Origin of the sequence: Agromyces rhizosphaerae (assembly GCF_027925245.1) — a bacterium.
Taxonomy (GTDB): domain Bacteria; phylum Actinomycetota; class Actinomycetes; order Actinomycetales; family Microbacteriaceae; genus Agromyces; species Agromyces rhizosphaerae.
Genome location: NZ_BSDP01000001.1, coordinates 1453538 through 1474717 on the forward strand (window position 1 = coordinate 1453538; position 21180 = coordinate 1474717).

A 21180-nucleotide genomic window follows, 5' to 3' on the forward strand; every position below is an offset into this window, starting at 1 on the left:
GGCGCTGCTTCCTCCCGGACGCGTCGACGGCGTCGTTCACGAGGTCGGAAAACGTTTCCCGACCCGGATCCACCGTAGGCGACCCACGGTGTCCCCGCAATCGCCGCGCGCACCGGTGCATGCCGCGACTCACCCCTTGCGCGTGCCGCGGTAGGCGCGCGGGCTCATGCCGTGCACGCGGCGGAACTGGCGCGAGAAGTAGAACGGATCGGCCATGCCCACCCGGCGCCCCACCTCGCCGACCGGCAGGTCGGTGGTGTCGAGCAGCGTGCGGGCCCGGGCCATCCGGAGCGCCGCGTGGTGGGCGGCGACGCCCCCGCCGGTCGCCTCGCGGAAGAGCGCCTGGAGGTGCGACGCCGACAACCCGACCCTCGCGGCGAGCTCCGGCACCGGCACGCGGGCGTCGAGGCGCTCCTCGAGCTCGCGCATGGCCCGCTGGAGCGGGCTGCCGGCCTCGGGGCGGAGGCGGTCCGCGGCGAGCTGCGTCAGCAGGCGCCACGCGAGCCCGGCGACCGAGACGAGGGTCGCGGGCGTCGTGTCGCGGGCGAGGGAGAGCGCCATCTCGTCGAGCAGGTCGGACACCCGCTCCGGCGAACGCAGCGCGAACGTCGCCCTGCCCGGCGCGACGCCGGTCGCCTCGACGAGTTCGGCCACGTCGGTACCGCGCACGTGGCACCAGCGGATGGACCACGGGTCGCCCGGCGTCGCGCCGTAGGCGTGGGCGACGCCCGCGGGGATCACGACCGCCGTGCCCGGCGCGACCCGCGCGCGCACGCCCCCGGTGTCGACCCACCCGGAACCCGCGGCGCAGGCGATGACGATCGCCTCGCTCGCCCCGCCCGGTCGGCGCCGCGCGTGGCCCGCGGCGCGCGGGAAGAGCCCGACGTCGGTGACGAGCATCCGCCGGGTCACCGGGGCGGCGAGCGCGGCGCCGACCAGCGGGCGCGGCAGCACGCTCAGGCGCTGGCCGTCGAACCCCGTCGTGCGCTCCATGGCGGCATGGTCGCACGGAACCGTCGAATCGTCCATGTCCTGCATCCGAATCCCCATGTCCACGCGGCATCCGGCTGCATAGCCTCGTACCGTGAACCACCGCGATGACGCCCCGAGCCGGATCGAACTGCCCGACGCGCCCGCCGACCAGTCCGCGATCCTCGCCGCCGGCGGCGTGGCCTGCTGGAGCGAGCCCGTCGTCATCGACACGTACGAGGCCGGCGAACCCGACCCGTATCCGCTCTTCCTCGACCGCCGGGTCTACCAGGGCTCGAGCGGCAAGGTGTACCCGCTGCCGATGATCGACCACGTCGCGCAGGCGAAGGCGCCGCGCGAGTGGCAGGCGATCCACCTCGAGAACGCGTACGTGCGGCTCATGCTCCTCCCTGAGATCGGCGGACGGATCCACATCGGCTACGACAAGGTCGCCGGGTACGACTTCTTCTACCGCAACAACGTGATCAAGCCCGCGCTCGTCGGCCTCGCCGGTCCGTGGATCTCGGGCGGCGTCGAGTTCAACTGGCCCCAGCACCACCGCCCGGCCACCTACCTGCCCGTCGACACGCGCATCGAGCGCGAGGACGACGGCGCGGTGGTCGTCTGGCACAGCGACCTCGACCCGCTGCAGCGCATGCGCGGCGTGCACGGCATCCGGCTGCGTCCGGGCTCCTCGCTCGTGGAGGCCGAGGCGGTGCTGCACAACCGCACCGACGTGCCGCAGACGTTCCTCTGGTGGGCCAACGTGGCGGCGCGCGTGCACGAGGAGTACCAGTCCTTCTTCCCCGACGACGTCGGCTTCGTCGCCGACCACGCGCGCCGGGCGATCACCGCGTTCCCGCGCGCCGACCGCCCGTACTACGGCGTCGACTATCCGGCGCTGGCCGCCGAGCGCGCCGACGCCGATCGCATCGACGTCTACAGCAACATCCCGGTGCCGACCTCGTACATGATCACCGACACCGACGACGAGTTCTTCGGCGGCTACGACCACGCCGTCGGGGCGGGCTTCGTGCACTGGGCCGACCGGTCGATCTCGCCCGGCAAGAAGCAGTGGACCTGGGGCAACGGGCCGATCGGCCACGCCTGGGACGACCAGCTCACCGACGCCGACGGTCCGTACGTCGAGCTCATGGCGGGCGTCTACACCGACAACCAGCCCGACTTCAGCTGGCTGCTGCCGGGCGAGACGAAGACCTTCAGCCAGTTCTGGTTCCCGATCCACCGCATCGGCCCGGCACGGCAGGCGACGACGGATGCCGCGGTCTCGGTGTCGCCCGACGGCGACGGCACCCGCATCGGCGTGCTCGCCACGAGCGCGCAGCCCGACGTCACCGTGACCGTTCGGGGCGACGCCGGGGTGCTCGCGGAGTGGGTGGTCTCGCTCGGGCCCGACGAGCCGGTGGTGCGCGTGCTCGACGCGTCGCCCGACGACGTGGTCTCGGTCCGGGTGGCCACGACGCGGGGGGCGCTCGTCGAGTGGACCGCGACGGATGCCTCGGGCGAGGAGCCGTGGGTGGCGACGGCGCCGGATGCCCCCGAGGACATCGCCTCGAGCGACGAGCTCCACGTGACCGCGGTGCACCTCGCCCAGTACCGCCACCCCACCCGTTCGGCACTCCCCTACCTGCGTGAGGCGCTGCGCCGCGACCCGTCCGACTCGCGCGCGGCGACGGCGCTCGGCGCGTGGCACCTCGGGCGCGGCGAGTACGCGGAGGCGCGGCAGTCGCTCGAGACGGCGCTCGCGCGCCTCACCCGCCGCAATCTGAACCCGCGCGACGGCGAGGCCGTGTACCTGCTGGGCCTGGCCTGCGAGCGCCTCGGCGACGCCGGTGCCGCCGACCGCTGGTTCGGCAAGGCCGCCTGGAACGCCGCGTGGTCGGCGCCGGCGAACCTCGCCCGGGCTCGGCTCGCGCTGCGGGCCGGCGACGCGCGCGCCGCGCGCTCGCTCGCCGGGGCCGCGGGCGGCATCCCCGAGGCCGGGCGTATCTCGGCGCTGGCGACCGCGGCCCTCGGCCAGGCGGACGCCTCAGCCGCGACGCTGCAGGCGTTGCACGCGTTCGACCCGCTCGACCCCGCGACGGCGGCGCTCGTCGGTGCGGCCACCGCGCGCGACGCGCGCACGACGCTCGACGTGGGCGCGGAGCTCGCACGCGCCGGCGCCGTCGACGCCGCCCTGCGTGCGACCGCCGACCCCGACCCCGTGGCGCCCGCCGCCGGCCTCGCCGGCCCGATCCGGCATTACCTGCGCGCGCACTGGCTCGACCGGGCCGCCCGCGGAACCGAGGCCGCCACCGAGCGGGCGGTCGCTCGCGAGGCATCCGCCGCACTCGCCTTCCCGGCCGGCCTCGACCAGTACGACGCACTGGTCGCCGCCGTCGCCGCCGAGCCCGCCGACGTGGTCGCCCGGGGCCTGCTCGGCATGTGGCTGCTCGATGCCGCTCGCCACCCGGAGGCGCTCGCGCACCTGCGCGCGGCCGCCGACGGCGGGTCGACCGACCCGGTCGTGTGGCGCAACCTCGCGATCGCCGCGGTCGCCGCCGACGACGACGGGGATGCCGCGGCCGACGCGCTCGAGCACGCACTGTCGCTCCGGGCCGACGCCCGACTCGTCTTCGAGCGCGACGTGCTCGCCGAGCGCGACGGGCTGCCCGGGGGCATCCGCCTGGCCATGCTGGAGCGGTTCGCCGGGCTGCTCGGCACCCGCGACGACCTCGCACTACGGCACGTGAACCTGCTGCTCGACGCCGGCCGCGTCGACGAGGCGTGGGCGATACTGACCGCGCGGCCGTTCCGCCCGTTCGAAGGCGGCGAGGGTCGCGTGATCGCGGCCTACGACCGGGCCGCGTGCGCCCTGACGCGCGGGCGCATCGACGCCGAGCCGGCAGCCGCGGGGCGGCTGCTCGAGGAGGGACTGGTCCCGCCCGCGCACCTGGGTGAGGGTCGCCACCCCGCCGAGCGACCCGTCGAGCGGTGGGTGCTGCTGGGCGACGCCCGCGCCGCGGCCGGTGACGACGACGGCGCCCGCTCGGCCTGGGAGGCGGCCCGCGCTGCCACCCCGCTCGCGGTCGCCCCACGTCCGGCCGACGAGTCGAGCTTCTGGGTCGGCGTCGCGCACACGCGCCTCGGCGAGCAGGGCGAGGCCGACCGGGTCTGGTCGGCGCTCGACGAGCGCGCCGCGCAGCTCCGACGGGAGCGCGACGCCGTCGACTACTTCGCGACCTCGCTGCCCGAGCTCGCCCTGTTCGACACCGACACCGGCGCCCTCCGTGAGCGTGCGGCCGGCGAACTGGAGGCGCTCGCGGCCCGCGGACGCGGGCTGCGCGTGCCCATCGAGGCGTGACCCGACCGGGCTGCGGCGCCGTCGTTCATGGCTCGGTACGCCGATCCCCGACTGGAACCGTCGGGGTGTGCAGGATCACGGCTGCGTTCCGCTGCGCATGCCGTCGTGGCGACGCACCACGCCGCTGCGCGGCAACGACCGAGATTCGCTCGACGGCGAATGTCGATCCCCGTGTGATGAGTTCGCACTCGCCGGCGGCCCGGATGTTCTGCAGCCAGTGCACATCGGCGCCGTACGGGAGCGACACGACGAATCCGCCGTCGATCGGCACCGCCTGGACCGGGGTCTCATACGGGCGACCGCTCCTGCGGCCGCGATGCACGACGAGGGCGAAGTTGCCGCGGCCCGCCCTCGCCCAGCGCGTGGCGGGGCGGCGGAACATGCGCGCGACTCGCAGCGCGAACCGTCTGCTCGCCGTCCGCATGTCAGTACTCGACGCCCTTGAGCATCGAAGCGCTGCCACCGGAGTTGCCTTCTTCGTTGAGCACACCGGGAAGGAGTTCGCAGAAGGTGAAGCCGACGTTCTCCCCGGCCGCATTGGTGACGGTGCAGAGCTGCTCGAAGTAGCTGAGGTTGATGTTGCCCTCGAAGACGGGCTTGATCGTGTAGTGCTCGTCCTTGCGTCCGGGAACATGCAGGTCCCATGCGGCGGACCAGGTCTTTCCGGAGTGCTCGATGGTACGTGTCGTGGTGAGGGTGTAGTCATTGAGGCGCTCGCTGGTGCCGTCGGCGCGAATGTAGGTGCCGTCGACGTAGTCCATGTGCGGGAAGGCGAACAGCATCATCTCCTCGCCGTCGTCGAAGCGGAGTGAGAACCACTCCCACTGGGTCTCACGGGCAGTGAGCGAGTAGTTGCCGCCCTGCTTGTCGAACCAGGTGGTGCCGGTGACCTCCTCCCGCTCGCCGTGCAGCGTGAGCGTGCCCCGGGTGGGCATGTGGGGGTAGGAGTAGTAGTAGGTGGTGTTCTCCTCGTCGCCCGGCGTGCCCATGAAGAGCTTGCCGTTGTCGCAGTGCCAGAACGCTCCCTTGCCCCACTCGAGTTCGACATCCACGTCGAAGTCCTTGTGGTGCAGGGTGATGCGCATGCCCTCCTCGGATCGCTCGAGCCGGAACCGGTCGGCGTAGGCGAGCCGGTCGGTCTCGAGGGTCGCCTTGCGGCCGGTGATGCTCGCATCCTGCAGGTAGTGGTGCTCGCCGGTCTGCATGTCGGTCAGTGCGACCTGGAGGATCCGAGGCGTGATGATCGGGACACCGCCGAGAGCGACCAGCGTGAACTGGTACGTGAAGATGCGGTCGTCCGCGGTGCGGACGATCCCGGTGCAGTACCACCACTCGCTGCATCCGCGGTGGAGATTCCACTCGCGTTCGAAGCTCGAGAGGTTCGAGGGGTCGTAGCTCACGGTCGCCATCTTCGTCATGGGGTGTCCTTTCACAGGGCTGTCGCTTCACGGGGGTTGGTATGGTCCAATTTTTTGAACCATACCTCTCGAGAGTACCGTGTCGCCATGGCATCTCCCCCAGAGAACACTCAGGTGCTGCGCGAGGCGTTCGAGTCGACACGCGACCTCTTCGTCGCATTCGGCGACCGCCATCGCCAGGACATCGTGCTCGTGCTCGCGGACGGCGCCGACCTCACCGTGCGCGAGGTGGCGGAGCGCATCGGGCTGTCACGGCCGGCAACGTCACATCATCTGCGGATCCTCCGCGAGGCCGGCCTGCTCGGCGAGCGGCGCGAGGGGCGCCGCACCTACTACCACCCCACCTTCGGCGCCGCCTTCGACCTCCTGACGGGACTGCTGCGCGCGGTCGAGGAGACGCAGGGGCGCCCTGAGTGAGCGCCTCGACGCGGAGCGCATCCGAAGCGGCGTGGGTGCGAGACGCCATGTGGTGGCACGTCTACCCGCTCGGCTTCGTGGGGGCGGAACGACGAGCGGACGCCGTCGGCGGCGCCACCCGCCACCGGCTCGCCCACATCGAGGGCTGGCTCGATCACCTGCTGCGACTCGGCGCCTCGGGCCTGGCCCTCGGGCCGATCTTCCGCTCGGAGACCCATGGCTACGACACCGTCGACCACTTCACGATCGACCCGCGGCTCGGCGACGATGCGGACGTCGACCGGCTGTTCGCGACGGCACGTGCTCGTGGCATCCGCGTCATGCTCGATGGCGTGTTCCACCACGTCGGCCGGTCGCATCCGGCGTTCACTGCGGTGCTCGAACACGGTCCCAGCGCACCGACCGCTTCGTGGTTCCGGCTGCGGTGGCCGCAGGGGGCGGGCGAATGGAGGCCGGGGGTCGAGCCCGACTACGACGACTTCGAAGGGCACCGGCACCTGGTCGCTCTCGACCACAGCGAACCGGCGGTCGTCGACCACGTCGTCGACGTGATGTGCCACTGGCTCGAACGGGGTGCCTCGGGGTGGCGCCTCGATGCGGCATACGCAGTCCCGACGGAGTTCTGGGCGCAGGTCGCGGACCGGGTGCGGGCGCGTCACGTCGACGTGTACCTCATGGGCGAGGTGATCCATGGCGACTACGCCGGCTTCGTGCAGGAGGGGCGCCTGGATGCCGTGACGCAGTACGAACTGTGGAAGGCGGTGTGGTCGAGCCTCAACGACGCGAACATGCACGAACTCGCGCACGCGCTGGGCCGCCACCGGGAGATGCTCGAGACGTTCGTGCCGTACACGTTCGTCGGCAACCACGACGTCACCCGAATCGCCTCCCGGCTGGACGACCCGCGGCATCTCGTGCACTCCGTCGTCCTGCTCGCGACGCTCCCCGGCACTCCGTCCGTCTACGCCGGCGATGAGCACGGATTCGTCGGCATCAAGGAGGACCGCGCCGGCGGCGACGATGCGGTCCGTCCGGTGTTCCCCGACCGGCCGGCCGACCTCGCCGCGGCCGGGCTGCCGCTGTTCCACCGACATCAGGAACTGCTGAGCGTCCGACGACGTCACGCCTGGCTGCACGCGGCCGACGTCCGCGTCGAGTCGGTGACGAACGACACCCTCGTCTATTCGTGCACCCGAGAGGCGGAGCGCATCGTGGTCGCGCTCTCGGTCTCACCCGACGGCGTCGAACTCCGAGCCCCGGGAGCCCATGCCGTCATCGCCGGAACCGGCCACCTTCGACCCGCGGGGGCCGGCGGTGCGCTGGTCGCATTGCCGCCGCACGGGTGGAGCGTGCTGTCGGCCCGACCCGCTTGAGGGCGGGCCGGCCCGACAGGGCCGCGGTCAGCGTCGCCGTGGGGCGAACAGGTTGAGCACGCGGATGACGGCTCGTGCGACCCTGAACGAGAGCTTGCCGCCCGAGCTGGCGACAAGACCGCGCAGCGGCATCTGCCCCATGACCGCGTCGATCATCGCCTTGGTGGCCGGGTCCGGATCCATGTCCAGCGTGCCCGCCGCCATGTCGAGCAGCCGCTTGCGCAGGATGCGGCCGATCGGGAACTGGGCGAGGTCGTCGATCGCCGAGTCCAGGTGCAGCGGCAGCAGCGGCCGAGGCGCCGGAATGGCACGGCCGAGCAGGGCAGCGAACTCGGCGTCGGTGGCCGCGGGACCCGCAGGCTTCGTCACCGGGGTCACGACGTCGGGCGATGCGATCACCACGGTCTCGGATGCGCGGATGTCGCGGGACGACGCACCGACGCGGATCTCGAACGCCCCCGCCTCGACGAGCCAGTCCTGCGCGGCCACGTCGTAGGTCGCGAAGGCACGACGACCGAGACGGATCACCACTCGCTCGGACGCGCCGGCAGCGAGGTGGACCTTGGTGAATCCGCGCAGCTCCTGCTCAGGGCGGTGCACCGACGATTCGACGTCGTGGACGTACACCTGGACGACGTCCGATCCGGTGCGGTCCCCGGTGTTGGTCACGGTGAGCTCGACGGTCAGGTCGGTGCCCGATCCCGAGATCGTCACGTCGGAGTACGTGAACGCGGTGTAGCTGAGCCCATGGCCGAAGCAGTGGCGCGGCGCCACCTCGAAGGTGTCGTGGAATCGGTAGCCGACGTAGAGCGTCTCGCGGTACTCCACCTGCGTGGCATGGTTCGCAAAGTTCTCGCTCGCAGGAAGCTCCGATGCCGTCACGGGGATGCTCTCCGCGAGGCGCCCACCCGGCTCGGCGTCGCCGAACAGGACATCGATGAGCGCAGACCCGCTCGCCTGCCCGCCGAGGTAGGCCTCGAGGAGCGCAGCAGGGCGGTCGGCCCAGTCGATCTCGACGGCGGCCCCGTTGCTCAGCACGACGGCGGTGCGGGGGTTGGCGTCGGTGACAGCACGGACGAGTTCGTCGTGATCGGCGGGAAGCCGCAGGTCGGTCCGATCGAAGCCCTCGGACTCGTAGGTCGCTGGCAGTCCGACCATGACGACGACGACGTCGGCCTCGCGTGCGACGGCCCGAGCCTGCTCGAGCATCTCGGGACTACTGTCGCCGGAGACCGGGTCGTAGCCCGGGGCGAACAGGATCTCCGCTTCCTCCCCGAGGCGGTGGCGCATCGCTTCGAGTGCGGTGTCGAGGCGGGTCGGATTCACCATCGAGCTTCCGGCGCCCTGATACCTGGGCGTCTCGGCGAAGGCGCCGATCAGCGCGATGCTCCCCTCGGCGCGCAGGGGAAGCATCCCGTCGTTGGTGAGCAGCACGGTGCCCGCCGCTGCGGCCCGGCGGGCGAGTCCGTGGTGCGCGTCGAAGTCGAGCGGCGCGGCATCCGAACGGATGCTGCGCTCCGCAGCCACCCGGAGGGCGAGGGCGATGACCCGACCGCACGCGGCATCGAGGGCCGCCTCGTCGAGACTGCCGTCCTCGAGCGCCTCGACGATCGCGCGGTCCCAGACGCCCTCGCTCGAGGGCATCTCGAGGTCGAGTCCGGCGTCGACGCCCACCGGGCGGTCCGCGACGGCGAGCCAGTCGGAGACGACCATGCCCTGGAATCCCCACTCGTCGCGGAGGATCTGGGTCAGGAGTCGGCGCGACTCGCCGGCGTGCTCGCCGTTGACGAGGTTGTACGCCGACATGACGGTCCACGGGTCCGACTCGGCGACTGCGATCTCGAAGCCGGTCAGGTACAGCTCGCGCAGGGTGCGCTCGTCGACGACCGTGTCGAGCCGCATGCGGTTCGACTCCTGGTTGTTCACGGCGAAGTGCTTGAGGCACGCGCCGACGCCCTCGGACTGGATTCCGCGAACGAGCGCCGCGGCTGACTTCCCAGAGAGCAGCGGGTCCTCGGAGAAGTACTCGAACGACCGGCCGCCGGCCGGGTGGCGCTTCAGGTTCAGTCCGGGCCCGAGGATGACGCCGACGTCGGCGGCGCGCGTCTCACGCCCGAGCGCGGCTCCGACCTCCTCGATGAGCGACGGATCCCACGTCGAGCCGAGCGTGACCGCGGGCGGGAAGCACGTCGCCGGCACCGATTCGCCGAAGCCGACGTGATCGGTCGAGCCGGTCTGCTTGCGCAGCCCGTGCGGCCCGTCGGTCAGCATGATGGAGGGCACGTCGTGCTCGGCCACCGGCTCGGTGGTCCAGAAGTCGGCACCTGACAGCAGCGACACCTTCTGGCGGCGGGTGAGCCGGCGCACGATGTCGGCGGGGTCCGCCTGCGGAGCATCGACGTGCGCCGGGGCGGGAATGAGGGTGTCCGTCATCGGAGTCTCCTTGGTTCGAGGTCGAGCGTGCTGGTCGCGCTCAGCGGACCGACTTGATGGGGGCCACCGCGAGCGCGCCGAGCACCGCCAGGGCGAGCCCGATCGGGAACAGCGCGGCGTAGCCGCCGACGAGGATGATGAGGCCGGCGACCGCCGGGGCCACCGTCTGGGGCAGGGTGCCGGCGATGTTCACGACGCCGAGGTCCTTCGCGAACGACTCGTCCGAGGGCAGCACCTCGCTGATCAGCGCGGTGTCGACCGCCTGGAACATGCCGAACCCGAGCGCGGAGATCACGCTGAACAGGATCCAGCCGCCCACGGTGGGCATGAACAGCGGCACCAGCATGGCGATGCCGACCAGGGCCGACGACGCGAACACGAAGACCTTGCGACGACCGATGCGGTCGGACAGCGGGCCGGAGACCACGGTGGCGATCAGCAGCCCGGCCATCGAGATGAGGCCGAACATCGGGATCATCGCCGCTGCGGAGTCCCCGAGGCCGATGTAGTCCTGCAGGATGTAGAGCTGGTAGCCCACGGCGACGAAGTAGCCCGTGTAGAGCAGGAGGCGGCCCGCGAACGCCCACGCGAAGTCGGGGTGCGCGACCGGGTTGACCCAGAACGTCCGGAGGAATCCGCGCAGGCTGAATCGCGCGGGCACGAGGTCGGTGCTGGAGCGGTCTGGGTTGAGCACGACGAACAGCGTCAGCACGACGAGCGCGATCCCGGCGAGGAGCAGGTACGCGGTCGGGATGGCCTCCGCGAGGCTGGCGCCGAGGACCTGCCCGCCGAACGCGCCGAGCATGACGCCGAGTCCGGCCATGGCGGAGAACGTGCCGCGCACGGCCCGCGGGATGCGGTCCGGCAGGATCGCCGACAGCGGACCCTGGGCGAAGTTGTAGGCGACCTGCACGATGATCCACGCGATCGCGATGTGCACGAGCGTGTTCCCGACGGCCATGCCGACGAGCGCGAGCCCGCCGATGAGTGCGCCCCCGACGATGAACGGGGCTCGGCGGCCGAAGCGGCTTCGCGTGCGGTCGGAGAGCATGCCCGCGACCGGCTGGGCGATCATGGCGGCGAGGGCACCGATGGAGGTCACGATCGCGAGGTTGGCGACCTTGTTCGCCGGGTCGATGCCCTCGATCTGCAGCGGGAGCAGGATGCCGGTCACAGCACCCCAGACGGCGAAGATCGCCATGTTCGCGGGGACGATGCCCCCGATGAGTCGCTTGACGCTGCGGTCGATCCGGGGTCGGGCCTCGGTCTTGTCGTCATGCTCGGATGGCTGGGTCATCGTCGACACGTTGGTTCTCCTTCTGGCTTGCCGCTCACCTGCGGCGGGTGCCGCGTCGCTGCGGCGAAACAAAACCTACCGTCGGTTGGCATTGAATGTCAACCCTCGGTAGGTTTTCGCCTCCGCTCCCGCTACGATTGCCGCGTGGCCAGTCGAGGTGCGTACGCCAAGGGCGTGGCGAAGCGGGAGGAGATCCTCGCCGCCGCGCTCGACGTGATCGCCCGCGAGGGCTATTCGCGCACCTCGCTCAAGGAGATCGCCGACGCCGTCGGACTCAGCAAGGCGGGCGTGCTGCACTACTTCGGCTCGATGGAGGAGCTCTTCGTCGAGGTGCTCCGCCGCCGAGACCTCATCGATGAGCGATACGCCACGGGTGGGGCGAACCTGTCCGCCGAGCAGCTCGACATCGAGACGCTGGATGCCGCGGGCGTCAGCCTCCGCTCATTCGTCGAGCCGATCCGCCACAATGCATCCGTCCCCGGCCTGATGCACCTCTACACCCGCCTCTCCGCGGAGGCGATCGAACCCGACCATGCAGCGCACGCCTACTTCCTCGGAAGGTACCGGGCATCCTCCGAGCTCGTCGCACGTCTCATCGAGGTGCTGCAGCGGGCCGGACGCGTGCGACCCGACGCGGATCCGGCGGAGACGGCGACGATGCTCATCGCACTGTCGGACGGCCTCCAGCTGCAGTGGCTGATGGAATCCGACATCGACATGCCGGCACACCTCGAGTCATTCATCCGGATGCTCGAGACGCCGTAGGGCCGCGCCGGTACTTCGGGTTGCGCGCGGCTCGGCTAGTCTCGCGCCATGGACGACGCGCCCGCGATGCGACTGCCCTACGCCGCCGAGCAGCTCGAGGCGCAGCCGATCCTGACCGAGCGGCTGCGCCTGCGCCCGATCACGCTCGACGACAGCGACGACGTGTGGGACTACCAGCGCCGCGATGAGGTGCGCACGTACATCCCCTGGCCCCGGCGTACACGCGAGGAGGGTCACGAGCACACCGTGTGGCGGGCCGGCATGCGCCTGCTGGCGACCGACGACGATGCGATGCTGCTGGTCGCCGAACTCGTCGGCGAGCCGTCGCTCGGCCGCGAGGGCGACCGGGTCGTCGCGGAGTTCATGACGCGCGTCACCTCGGTCGCGCACGCGCAGGTCGAGATCGGCTGGCTGGTGCATCCGGAGTTCCAGCGCCGGGGACTGGCCGCCGAGGGAACCGCCGCCGTGCTGCGCCACGCGTTCGAGACGCTCGGCGCGCACCGGGTGCACGCGGTGCTCGATCCGCGGAACCTCGCGTCGGCGGCCATCTGCCGGCGAATGGGCATGCGCCACGAGGGCACCGAGCGCGAGCGCGAGTTCCACGACGGCGCGTGGGACGACCTGGCGACGTTCGGGATCCTGCGGCGCGAGTGGGACGGCTGAGCGCAGAGAACGTCCTCGACCGAGGTGTCCGACGGCGGCACTAGCGTCTGAGCCACACCGCCCCGGAAGGCAGAGGTCGAGCAGATGCCGTTCAGCGCCGGAGATCGCGTGTTCGTCGACGAGTCGAAGTCCGGCGGATACTACATCGCCGCAGCCGCGACTGCGTCCACCGATGTCGCCTCGATCGAGCGACGCCTCCGCGGATTGCGTGCGGGCGGGCGAAGCGCGATCCACTTCAACGACGAGAGCAAGCGGCGCGACCAACTCATCCGCGCATTGTGTGAGCTCGAGGTCCGGGTACACGTCTACGTGATGCGGCGTGCTCGCGACACCGTGGCTCGGCCAGCGCTTCTTCGGGCACTGGTCGCCGACCTGATCGATGGCGGAGCAGCCGACCTGACCCTCGAGCGCGACGCCTCATTGGAGGCGGCGGACCGTCGGGTCATCCGAGGCGAGTTGGATCGACTCGGGGCGCTGACCCGTCTCAAGTACGGTCACCGCGGGCGCACGGAGCAGCCGATGCTCTGGATCGCGGACGCAGTTGCCTGGTGCGAGCAGAAGGGAGGGGTCTGGCCGCAGAAGGTCGCACCGATCGTCGCCCGTCGCGTGGTGATCGATCCACCCTAGACAGGCGCAAGCCCGGCTCGTCGTACCAGAACGGGCAGACTGCCGGGCTCACATTCTCGGGGCTAATGCCCCTCGCACAGGCCATGGTATCTGCAACCCACGTCTATCGGGAGCCTCGATGGCACTCACGCCCGGCTCACCAGCCCGTGCGGGACGGTCGGGCCGGCGTGCAGATCGGCGGTGATCAGCGCACGGGCATCGGGCTCGGCGAGCCGCAGGCACACCTCGCCGGCGGTGCCGGAGAACCGCGGGTCGCCCGTGGCATCCGACAGCTCTGCGAACACCTCGCACTGGGTGCCGAACGCGATGGGGTCCGCCGTGCCGGTCGCGCCGATCAGGCCGTGCCGGGACGCGTAGACCGCGATCGAATGCGGTCGCTCCTCCGAGTCGAGCACGAGCGGATGCTCCGTGGTGTCGAGCGCGACCCGGTCGTAGTTGGGCTCCGTGGCGTCGACCGCCGCGAGCTGCGCGTCGTCGAACCAGGCGGCGACGACCCTGGTCGCCGCGCCCCGCCGCGCGTACGGCGCGGCCGGGATGTACCCGCGCCGGGACACATGGGCCGAGTGGCCGACGGCGACGCCGTGCAGCGTGCCGGTCAGGAACGGGGTCGCCCAGGGGCATCCGCTCGCCGCCCTCGCGTACTTGCCCGCGATCACTGCGGGCGAGGCGTTCGAGCCGATCGCGACGACCAGCGTGCGCTCGGCCAGGGGTGCCACGCCCTCGCGCGCCAGCAGCTCGTCGACGGTCGCGGTCGACGACCCGGCGGTGACGCACGCGGAACCGATACCGCGACCCGGCTCGGTGCGCACCGGGAACTCGCCCGACTCGGTGAGCAGGCAGCCCCGAACAGCTGGAGCCCAAGGGTATTCCTCGGGCCGCGGCTCGTCCGCGACGTACATGGGTCGATCATCTCCGGGGGCGTGTCGTACCACCTCGAACCTACGCCCCACCGCTCCTGCCCGGGCACGGCGCCGGCCCATCCAGCTCGAGCCGCGTTGGCGGATCCGCTCCGGCTCGCCCGACAGTGATCGCTGCCGCGCGTGCCGCGCGCTCGAGTGCGGCACAGACCATCGACGCGTCCAGCCGTTCGAGGACTCCGCGTGCGTCCGAGCCGACGGCGCCCGCCTCGACGAGCGCGTCCAGCAGTGCCCCCATGAACGTGTCGCCGGCGCCGACGGTGTCGACCACGTCCACGGGCACGCCCTCGATACGCAGCTCCGTGTCGTCGAAGACCGCGATCGCCCCGTCGCGGCCCAGCGTCACGACCACGAGCGCGGGTCCGGCGGCGGCCCAGCCCCGCGCCACCTCGGCCGGCGTTTCTCCCGGATGGAGCCAACGCATGTCGTCGTCGCTCGCCTTCACGACATCCGCACGTGCGATGAGGGACTCCACCCGCGCCCGCACCCCGACCGGTTCGTCGACGAGGGCGGGCCTGATGTTGGGGTCGACGCTGACCAGCGCGCGCCCACGGCATCGGTCCACGAGACGGGCGACGTCGGGTGCGCTGGGAGGAAGCACGGCCGCGATCGACCCGACGTGCACCAGGTCGGGCTCACCGGCTGCGCGGAAGTCCGCTTCCCAGCACAGGTCGAAGCCGTACCGGGCAGCGCCCGCGCGATCGAGCGTCGCAGTCGCCGTCGATGTTCGCGTCGCGACCCCTCCGATCTGGCGCACCTGCGACGATCCGAGCCATTCGCGCACGGTCGTCCCGCTCGCGTCGTCACCGAGCGAGCACAGCAGGCGAGGTGCGCGCCCCAGCCGACCGAGCGTCACCGCCACGTTCGCGGGGCTTCCGCCCGGCGACTCGTCGACCGAGCCGTCTGCCCGGGTCACGACATCGACCAGCGCCTCGCCCACGACCAGGATGTCGGCGCCGTCGGGGTGAATGGAAGCACTCCCCGATCCCGGCGCGACCTCGTACTGTGTGTCCACTTCGCTCCGCTCAGATCGGGGTGCCGAATTCACGGATGGTGACCCCGGTGAAGTCGGCGGGTCCCCCATCGGTGTAGAACGAGATGCCCGTGTCCGTCTCGAGGAAGTGGACCTGTTGCGAGAGCACGGTGTGCCCCGCGTTCACGAACACTTCCACGCTCTGCGTGTCGACGAAGATGCGGAGGTGTACTGCGCGCGCCGTCGGGTCGATCGGCGCCGCTGCCCTCGAGTACGGCGCAAGCGGATACTCGGCGCGATCGGAGGGCCCGCGGTCCACGTACAGCTCGCCCCCGAACTTTCCGATGTTCGTGTGCCGTGCGCCATCCGCCGAGCGGCCGACGGAGATGCCGACATTCCCGGCGTCCCCCCAAGCGAGGTCGACTTCGAGCTCGTAGGCGCGCCCCGTCCATGGAAGGACGAAGCTCCCGTCCACGGTTCGGTCGGGAATGCTCGTGATCGAAGTGACGTGATCGCCGAGAGACGCGATCGGGCTGCTCAGGAGGCTGCACCATCCACCCGGCTGCCGTTCGAGCCTGAGTTCACGCACGATCGAGTTCTGCCCGTTGTACCCGTCCGTTGCGTCCGTGGGCACGTCCCGTGCAGCGTACTTCCAGTTGTTCATCCATCCGATCGCCAGGCGACGGGTGTCCGGCTGGGCCGTGGACGGCCAGGTCACCGCGCCGTACCAGTCCCACCCCCAGTCCAGCCATTGGGGGTCCAGATCATCGGCGATGAACGATGTGCCGTCCCACGAACCCATCCAGTAGGCGTAGGTCATGGGCAAGCCCACCCCGTATGCGTCCATACTTGCTCCGAGGATCCAGTGCCGGGTCCCATCGTCGGCTTCCATCTCGAAGAGGTCGGGGCACTCGATGCCGCCGAGCGCGTGATTCGGGTAGTCGAAGTTCTGGCGCATCGTCCACTGGTGAAGATTCGGCGAAGTGTAGAAGGTCGCATACCTAGCCCGACCGACGACGCAGACCCATTCGCCACGCATGGAGTCCCAGTGGATCTTCGGGTCGCGGAACCACTCGGCATTGTCGATCTCCTCGGGGGTGCTCGCCGTCCTCCCGTCGGGGTTGACGATCACCGGGTCGTCGAGCCGGGTGAAGGTAACGCCACCGTCGGTCGACCAGTAGAGATACTGCTCCTGATACCTGCGGATCCCATCGGTCGGTCGCGTGGCGAGAGCGACGACTGCACCTGTGCCGAACCCGGCAGTGTTCTGAGTGTCCACCACCAGCGATCCGGTCCAGACGGGCACACCGTCCTCGAGCGGCGCCACGGTGCCATGGTGGGTGAACGCCACGCCGTCCACGGTTGATGCGTGATCCCATCCGCCCGGTCCGTTGTTCTGGTCGGAGTGGAGATAGTAGAGGTGCGTTGCACCTCCGGCGACGACGGGCCGCTGTGGGTCGCACAGCCAGTCCGAAGGCGGTGTCATGTGGTAGACGGCACGCTGAGAACTCAGCGCGTGCGCGGGCTGAGTATGCCCCAGCCCGCGCATGAGCATCGCGAGGGCGCCTGCACCGGTTCCGTGCAACAGCGCGCGGCGGGTGATGTCCTGCTTCATGGTGCTTCCTTTCTCTGGCGGCGGGCGCGACGAATCGCCCGCCGAGATGGTGACGGCGGTGGTTGACGATGGGTCGTTCAGGCGCGAGCGGCCGCGGGAGCGGCAGTCACCGCCCCGCTCTCATCGGCCTCGATGTCGACGGACCGCACCGCAAGTGGACCCGGATGCTCCGAGCACACGTCCACCTGGATCCTTCCCGACCCGAGCACGACGAGGCTCGACATGGTCGTCGCACCGTCGCCGGCGAACACCTCGAGCAACGGACCGTCGAGGCTCAGCAGGAGGCGACCGACCCAGGGCTGGCGAAGCGGTGCCGCGCTGGCCCCCGCGAAGTCGGGATGTACTGCCTCCGACGCCGGTCCGAGCCGGTTCAGCACGAGCGTCCCGGCGCGCGGGTCGTGCGTCAGCTCCACGGTCGCGTCGGCATCGCCCTGCATCCGGATCCGGAGCACACCGGTGAGGCGCGGCTCCCATCGCAGGTCGACGAGTGAGTGTCCGCTGAGAGCCAATCGGTTCGACGCCTCGGTGATCTCGATCGGCTCGATGCCGGCGAGGCCCGCTCGCATGAAGTACGCCGGCTCCTGGACGAGCAGCACCTCCGGCCCGATGGAGCGGAGGCTGAGCGTTCGTGGAAGCGACATCGCCCCGCGCCACGGCGCGGACGGCACGACGTGGGCGTAGCGCCAGTTGGACATCCAGCCGAGCATGATCACGCGGTCGTCCGGAGCGTTGTCGAATGTCACCCCCGCGTAGAGGTCGCGCCCGTGGTCGAGCCGCGTCAGCTCGGAGGCATCCGTCGTGAAGGCCCGACCGTCGAAGTCGCCGACCAGATAGTGCATCGACGAACCGTCGGGATCTGCGTGGTCGCCGACGGCATTCGTGCTCAGGAGCAGGACCCAGCGAGCGTCATCGGGCGCGCCGTCGACGTGCAGCCGGAGGAGATCGGGGCACTCCCAGACGACGCCCTCGGGGCCGATCGGCCCGAACGATCCGACCTCCGCCCACGTTCGCAGGTCGCGCGACTCGAAGAAGAGCACACGGCGCTCGACCGCCTCCACGGCGAGGAGGATCCATCGCGAGTCACCGTCGTCACCGTGGTAGCGGATGACCTTGGGATCGCGGAAGTCGGTCGATCCGCGGTCGATCACCGGGTTGTCCGGGTCGGCGACCCAGGAGAACCCCCCGTCGTGACTGACCGCTCGTGAGAGCGCCTGCATGCCCGTGGAGTACGCGCTCGTGTAGAACGCGACCAGCGGCTCCTCGGTCGACGGCGCGACGACCGAGCCGGAGTAGATCTGCTCACCGTCAGAGTGGGAGAGCGCGACGGGATGCTCCTCCCAGTGCTGCAGGTCCGTGCTCGTCGCGTGGCCCCAGCTCATGTTCCCCCAGTCGGGCCCGTGCGGGTTGTACTGGAAAAACGCGTGCCAGAGCGCGCCGTCGTGGACGAGCCCGTTCGGATCGTTCATCCAGTTGCGGCGCGGGGTGAGATGGAACAGTGGCCGCGAGATCTCCGTGCTCACGCGCGCGGCCCCCTCACACCGATGCCCGGCGCACCGCAGGGCAGGCGATGCGCAGCCGGTGCGACTCATCCGACTCGAGGCCCAGCAGCACCCGGACGCCGGCGGCGCCGAGCTCGTAGTGCGGCAGCGCGACGGTCGACAGTGGCGGGCGAACGTGCGCGGCGATGACCTCCTGGTTGTCGAAGCCCATCACCGCGATGTCCTCGGGAACGCGGACCCCCGCCTCACGGAGGCCGTCGTAGAGGCCCATCGCGACCCGATCGTTGTGGCAGAAGACCGCCGTCGCCCCGGACTCCAGGATGCGCGGGGTCGTGCGATACCCGCCCTCCTGCTGCGGCTCGGCCGAGAACACCAGCGACTCGTCCATCTCGATTCCGGACGCCTCGAGCGCAGCTCGGTAGCCGGCGAGCCGGCCCGTGCGCGCGGGCGACGGAGTCGTGGTGTTGATGAACGCGATCCGCCGGTGCCCCGCGGCGAGCAGTTCCTCGGTCGCGGTGCGGCCGCCCTGCTCCTCGTCGGGGACGACGGCCGGGAACTCGCCGTCGGCCGCGAAGCAGTCGACCAGCACGGTGTCGACCTGCTGGAGCACGTCGGGCACGACGATCTCACGGTGATACCAGGTCGAGTAGAGGATGCCGTGCACCTGGTGCTCGAGCATCATGGCGATCGCGTCGTTCTCCACCGCGGCGTTGCCCTCGGTGTTCGCGACCAGCAGCACGTAGCCGTGCTTCCACGCCTCGTCCTGTGCACCGTGGATGATCTGGCCGGCGAACGGCGTGGTCGCGATGGCGTCGGCGACGAGCCCGATGAACCGCGAGCCGCCCTGCGAGAGCGTCTTCGCGAGCGCGTTCGGCCGGTACCCGAGCTCGACGACCGCCTCCTGCACCCTGCGTCTCGCATCGTCGCCGATGCGAGCGCCGGGCTTGTCGTTCACGACGTGGGAGACGGTCGCGACCGAGACGCCCGCCGCCTTCGCGACGTCGCGCATCGTGACCGCGGGCCCGTTCCTGCCGTGCTCCGTCGCACTCATCCCTTGGTCGCCCCGCTCTCGAGTCCGTTGATCATCGCCTTGTTCAGTACCAGGAACACCAGCAGCAGGGGTGTCACCGTGACGCACACGGCGGCGAAGGTCGCCGTCCAGTCGGTGTTGCCCATCGCCCCGATGTAGTTTTGCAGGCCCAGCGGGATCGTCTTCAGTCCATCGGACAGCACGAACGTGTTCGCGAAGATGAAGTCGTTCCAGATGAAGATGCTGTTGACGAGCACGACGGTGATGATCGTGTTGAGGGAGAGCGGGAACGTGATCTGGGCGAAGATCCGGTACGGCCCGGCTCCGTCGAGCGACGCCGCCTCGTACATCTCGCGCGGGATGTACTCGTAGAACGACGAGAACAGGTACACCGACATCGGCAGCGAGAACGCCGCCAGCGGGATGATCATCGAGAGGTGCGTGTCGAGCAGCCCGACCTGCGCATAGTCGACGAACAGCGGCACGAGGGCGATCTGCACCGGCACGATGATGCCGAGGAGGAACACTGCGCGCACGACTCCGCTCAGCCGGAAGCCGAGCACCTGGAGCGCGAACGCGGCCATCATTCCCGCCACCACGATCAGCGCGCTCGCGCCGAGCGTCACGATCAGGCTGTTGAGGATGTTCAGCCAGAGGTTGCCGGTCGCGAATGCGCGCTCGTAGTTCTCGAGGGTGAACTCGGTCGGCAGCGCGAACGGATTGCCACCCGCGAAGTCCGACGCGGTGCGGAAGCTCGTGATGAACAGCCAGGCGAGCGGGTACACCTGTACGACCACGATCAGGATGATCGTGACGGTCAGCAGCGCGCGCTGGATGCGGAGCCGCTGCGAGCGCCGAGGTCGGCGCACCTCCACGGGGGGCGGCGGCGACGCGGGCGAGGTCGCCGGCCTGGTGAGGACGGAGGCGCTCACGAGTCATCCCTTCGACGGAGCAGCAGGAGGATCAGGCCGACGGCGACGAGGCACTCGATGACGATGAACACCGAGATCGCACTCGCATACCCGTAATCGGTGTGCACGAAGGCCGTCTTGTACATGTAGGTCGTGAGGAGCTCGGACGCCTGTCCCGGGCCGCCGTTCGTCAGGAGGTAGGGGATGTCGAACCCTCGCAGCGCGAACGTCGTCGCCATGATCGTGGTGGTGATCCAGACGGGACGGATGTAGGGGAACCGGATGCGCCAGAACGTCTGCCACCAGGAGGCGCCGTCGAGTCGCGCGGCCTCCTCCAGTTCCTGCGGAACGGCGATCAGCGCGGCGTAGATGATGAGCATGTAGAGCCCGGTGAAGCGCCACCCCTCCGGGATCGATACGGCCGCGAGCACCGTCTGCACGTCGGAGAGCCACGCCGTCTGGAGGCCCTCGAGCCCCACCCAGGCGAGCACCTGGTTGAGGAGACCGAGCGGCTCCAGGGAGTAGATCCGCACGAACAGGAACGCGATCGCCACCGTCGAGATGACCGCCGGCAGCAGGTAGAGCGTCTTCACGACCTCGCGCGCCCGGGGAAGCGCCGTGAGCAGCCCGGCGACGGCGAGCGCCCCACCGAGCTGGAGCACGAGGCAGATCGCGAGGTAGCCGAGCGCGTTGCCGAACGCGATCCAGAAGACATCGTCGCGGGTCAGCATCTTGACGTAGTTGTCGATGCCGACGAACGCCATGTCGGTGATGCCGTCCCAGGAGAAGAGGCTGAGGAACAGCGACTGCAGGATGGGCAGCAGGACCGCCACCCCGTAGAGCAGGAGAGGCGGAACGAGGAAGACGAGGACGGACAGCGTCGACCGGCGCGGCAGCATCGACCGCCGC

18 protein-coding genes are annotated in these 21180 nt (G+C 70.4%); 6 read left to right on the top strand and 12 right to left on the bottom strand.

Features of this window, described 5'->3' with window-relative positions:
* Nucleotides 1–129: 129 nt before the first annotated feature.
* Nucleotides 130–993 (bottom strand): AraC family transcriptional regulator, encoded by an 864-nt coding sequence (locus QMG39_RS06855; protein ID WP_281883390.1) that lies wholly within the window; start codon nucleotides 991–993, stop codon nucleotides 130–132.
* A 91-nt stretch (nucleotides 994–1084) separates the two neighbouring features.
* Between QMG39_RS06855 and QMG39_RS06860 the strand changes: the two genes are divergently transcribed.
* Nucleotides 1085–4333 (top strand): DUF5107 domain-containing protein, encoded by a 3249-nt coding sequence (locus QMG39_RS06860; RefSeq protein ID WP_281883392.1) that lies wholly within the window; start codon nucleotides 1085–1087, stop codon nucleotides 4331–4333.
* Nucleotides 4334–4358: 25 nt separating this feature from the next.
* On the opposite strand, the gene QMG39_RS06865 is transcribed toward QMG39_RS06860, so the two are convergent.
* Nucleotides 4359–4757, bottom strand: coding sequence for a nitroreductase family deazaflavin-dependent oxidoreductase (locus QMG39_RS06865; RefSeq protein ID WP_281883394.1), 399 nt, complete (start codon nucleotides 4755–4757; stop codon nucleotides 4359–4361).
* 1 nt (nucleotide 4758) lies between these two features.
* Entirely contained in the window at nucleotides 4759–5751 is a 993-nt protein-coding gene (locus QMG39_RS06870) for a lipocalin-like domain-containing protein (RefSeq protein ID WP_281883396.1), read from the bottom strand.
* 87 nt (nucleotides 5752–5838) lie between these two features.
* On the opposite strand from QMG39_RS06870, the gene QMG39_RS06875 reads away from it, so the two are divergent.
* Both QMG39_RS06875 and QMG39_RS06880 read left to right on the top strand, forming a co-directional pair.
* Nucleotides 5839–6168: an ArsR/SmtB family transcription factor gene (locus QMG39_RS06875; RefSeq protein WP_281883398.1), complete on the top strand. Its 330-nt coding sequence runs from the start codon at nucleotides 5839–5841 to the stop codon at nucleotides 6166–6168.
* Between the two features lie 35 nt (nucleotides 6169–6203).
* Nucleotides 6204–7541, top strand: coding sequence for an alpha-amylase family protein (locus tag QMG39_RS06880; RefSeq protein ID WP_281883400.1), 1338 nt, complete (start codon nucleotides 6204–6206; stop codon nucleotides 7539–7541).
* Nucleotides 7542–7568: 27 nt separating this feature from the next.
* On the opposite strand, the gene QMG39_RS06885 is transcribed toward QMG39_RS06880, so the two are convergent.
* Together QMG39_RS06885 and QMG39_RS06890 are read right to left on the bottom strand one after the other, a co-directional pair.
* On the bottom strand, nucleotides 7569–9974 hold the full coding sequence (locus tag QMG39_RS06885; RefSeq protein ID WP_281883402.1) for a glycoside hydrolase family 3 C-terminal domain-containing protein: 2406 nt from the start codon (nucleotides 9972–9974) through the stop codon (nucleotides 7569–7571).
* Nucleotides 9975–10014: 40 nt separating this feature from the next.
* Nucleotides 10015–11271, bottom strand: a complete 1257-nt coding sequence (locus QMG39_RS06890; RefSeq protein WP_281883404.1) for an MFS transporter — start codon at nucleotides 11269–11271, stop codon at nucleotides 10015–10017.
* Between the two features lie 144 nt (nucleotides 11272–11415).
* Here QMG39_RS06890 and QMG39_RS06895 point away from each other — a divergent pair, with 144 nt between their 5' ends.
* The 3 genes from QMG39_RS06895 (at nucleotide 11416) to QMG39_RS06905 (ending at nucleotide 13326) form a co-directional block, all read left to right on the top strand.
* The gene (locus tag QMG39_RS06895) at nucleotides 11416–12036 is read left to right on the top strand and encodes a TetR/AcrR family transcriptional regulator (protein ID WP_281883406.1); all 621 of its coding nucleotides are present in this window, start codon (nucleotides 11416–11418) and stop codon (nucleotides 12034–12036) included.
* Nucleotides 12037–12084: 48 nt separating this feature from the next.
* Complete coding sequence (locus tag QMG39_RS06900; protein ID WP_281883408.1) at nucleotides 12085–12699, top strand: GNAT family N-acetyltransferase; 615 nt, start codon at nucleotides 12085–12087, stop codon at nucleotides 12697–12699.
* 84 nt (nucleotides 12700–12783) lie between these two features.
* Nucleotides 12784–13326, top strand: coding sequence for a hypothetical protein (locus QMG39_RS06905; protein ID WP_281883409.1), 543 nt, complete (start codon nucleotides 12784–12786; stop codon nucleotides 13324–13326).
* A 125-nt stretch (nucleotides 13327–13451) separates the two neighbouring features.
* Here the strand turns inward: QMG39_RS06905 and QMG39_RS06910 are convergent, their stop codons facing one another.
* The 7 genes from QMG39_RS06910 to QMG39_RS06940 all read right to left on the bottom strand — a co-directional run bounded on the left by QMG39_RS06910 (nucleotide 13452) and on the right by QMG39_RS06940 (nucleotide 21170).
* Nucleotides 13452–14225, bottom strand: a complete 774-nt coding sequence (locus tag QMG39_RS06910) for a hypothetical protein (protein ID WP_281883411.1) — start codon at nucleotides 14223–14225, stop codon at nucleotides 13452–13454.
* Nucleotides 14226–14265: 40 nt separating this feature from the next.
* A complete protein-coding gene (locus QMG39_RS06915) occupies nucleotides 14266–15327 on the bottom strand; it encodes a PfkB family carbohydrate kinase (RefSeq protein ID WP_281883413.1) in 1062 nt (353 codons plus the stop codon).
* On the bottom strand, nucleotides 15269–16831 hold the full coding sequence (locus tag QMG39_RS06920) for a glycoside hydrolase family 32 protein (protein WP_281883415.1): 1563 nt from the start codon (nucleotides 16829–16831) through the stop codon (nucleotides 15269–15271). The genes QMG39_RS06915 and QMG39_RS06920 overlap by 59 nt, the downstream gene beginning before the upstream one ends.
* 77 nt (nucleotides 16832–16908) lie before the next feature.
* Nucleotides 16909–18351, bottom strand: coding sequence for a glycoside hydrolase family 32 protein (locus tag QMG39_RS06925; RefSeq protein WP_281883418.1), 1443 nt, complete (start codon nucleotides 18349–18351; stop codon nucleotides 16909–16911).
* A 13-nt stretch (nucleotides 18352–18364) separates the two neighbouring features.
* On the bottom strand, nucleotides 18365–19381 hold the full coding sequence (locus tag QMG39_RS06930; protein ID WP_281883420.1) for a LacI family DNA-binding transcriptional regulator: 1017 nt from the start codon (nucleotides 19379–19381) through the stop codon (nucleotides 18365–18367).
* Nucleotides 19378–20292 carry a carbohydrate ABC transporter permease gene (locus tag QMG39_RS06935; protein ID WP_281883422.1) on the bottom strand — a complete coding sequence of 305 codons (915 nt, stop codon included), beginning with the start codon at nucleotides 20290–20292 and terminating at the stop codon, nucleotides 19378–19380. Before QMG39_RS06935 ends, QMG39_RS06930 begins: the two co-directional genes overlap by 4 nt.
* Nucleotides 20289–21170 (bottom strand): carbohydrate ABC transporter permease, encoded by an 882-nt coding sequence (locus QMG39_RS06940; protein WP_281887191.1) that lies wholly within the window; start codon nucleotides 21168–21170, stop codon nucleotides 20289–20291. Before QMG39_RS06940 ends, QMG39_RS06935 begins: the two co-directional genes overlap by 4 nt.
* Nucleotides 21171–21180: the final 10 nt, after the last annotated feature.

Coding starts and splice junctions, on each gene's coding strand:
- QMG39_RS06930 (WP_281883420.1), bottom strand. CDS start 19,381: ATGAGTGCGACGGAGCACGGCAGGAACGGGCCCGCGGTCACGATGCGC.
- QMG39_RS06940 (WP_281887191.1), bottom strand. CDS start 21,170: ATGCTGCCGCGCCGGTCGACGCTGTCCGTCCTCGTCTTCCTCGTTCCG.
- QMG39_RS06915 (WP_281883413.1), bottom strand. CDS start 15,327: ATGGGGGACCCGCCGACTTCACCGGGGTCACCATCCGTGAATTCGGCA.
- QMG39_RS06875 (WP_281883398.1), top strand. CDS start 5,839: ATGGCATCTCCCCCAGAGAACACTCAGGTGCTGCGCGAGGCGTTCGAG.
- QMG39_RS06865 (WP_281883394.1), bottom strand. CDS start 4,757: ATGCGGACGGCGAGCAGACGGTTCGCGCTGCGAGTCGCGCGCATGTTC.
- QMG39_RS06885 (WP_281883402.1), bottom strand. CDS start 9,974: ATGACGGACACCCTCATTCCCGCCCCGGCGCACGTCGATGCTCCGCAG.
- QMG39_RS06870 (WP_281883396.1), bottom strand. CDS start 5,751: ATGACGAAGATGGCGACCGTGAGCTACGACCCCTCGAACCTCTCGAGC.
- QMG39_RS06905 (WP_281883409.1), top strand. CDS start 12,784: ATGCCGTTCAGCGCCGGAGATCGCGTGTTCGTCGACGAGTCGAAGTCC.
- QMG39_RS06920 (WP_281883415.1), bottom strand. CDS start 16,831: ATGAAGCAGGACATCACCCGCCGCGCGCTGTTGCACGGAACCGGTGCA.
- QMG39_RS06855 (WP_281883390.1), bottom strand. CDS start 993: ATGGAGCGCACGACGGGGTTCGACGGCCAGCGCCTGAGCGTGCTGCCG.
- QMG39_RS06900 (WP_281883408.1), top strand. CDS start 12,085: ATGGACGACGCGCCCGCGATGCGACTGCCCTACGCCGCCGAGCAGCTC.
- QMG39_RS06890 (WP_281883404.1), bottom strand. CDS start 11,271: ATGACCCAGCCATCCGAGCATGACGACAAGACCGAGGCCCGACCCCGG.
- QMG39_RS06910 (WP_281883411.1), bottom strand. CDS start 14,225: ATGTACGTCGCGGACGAGCCGCGGCCCGAGGAATACCCTTGGGCTCCA.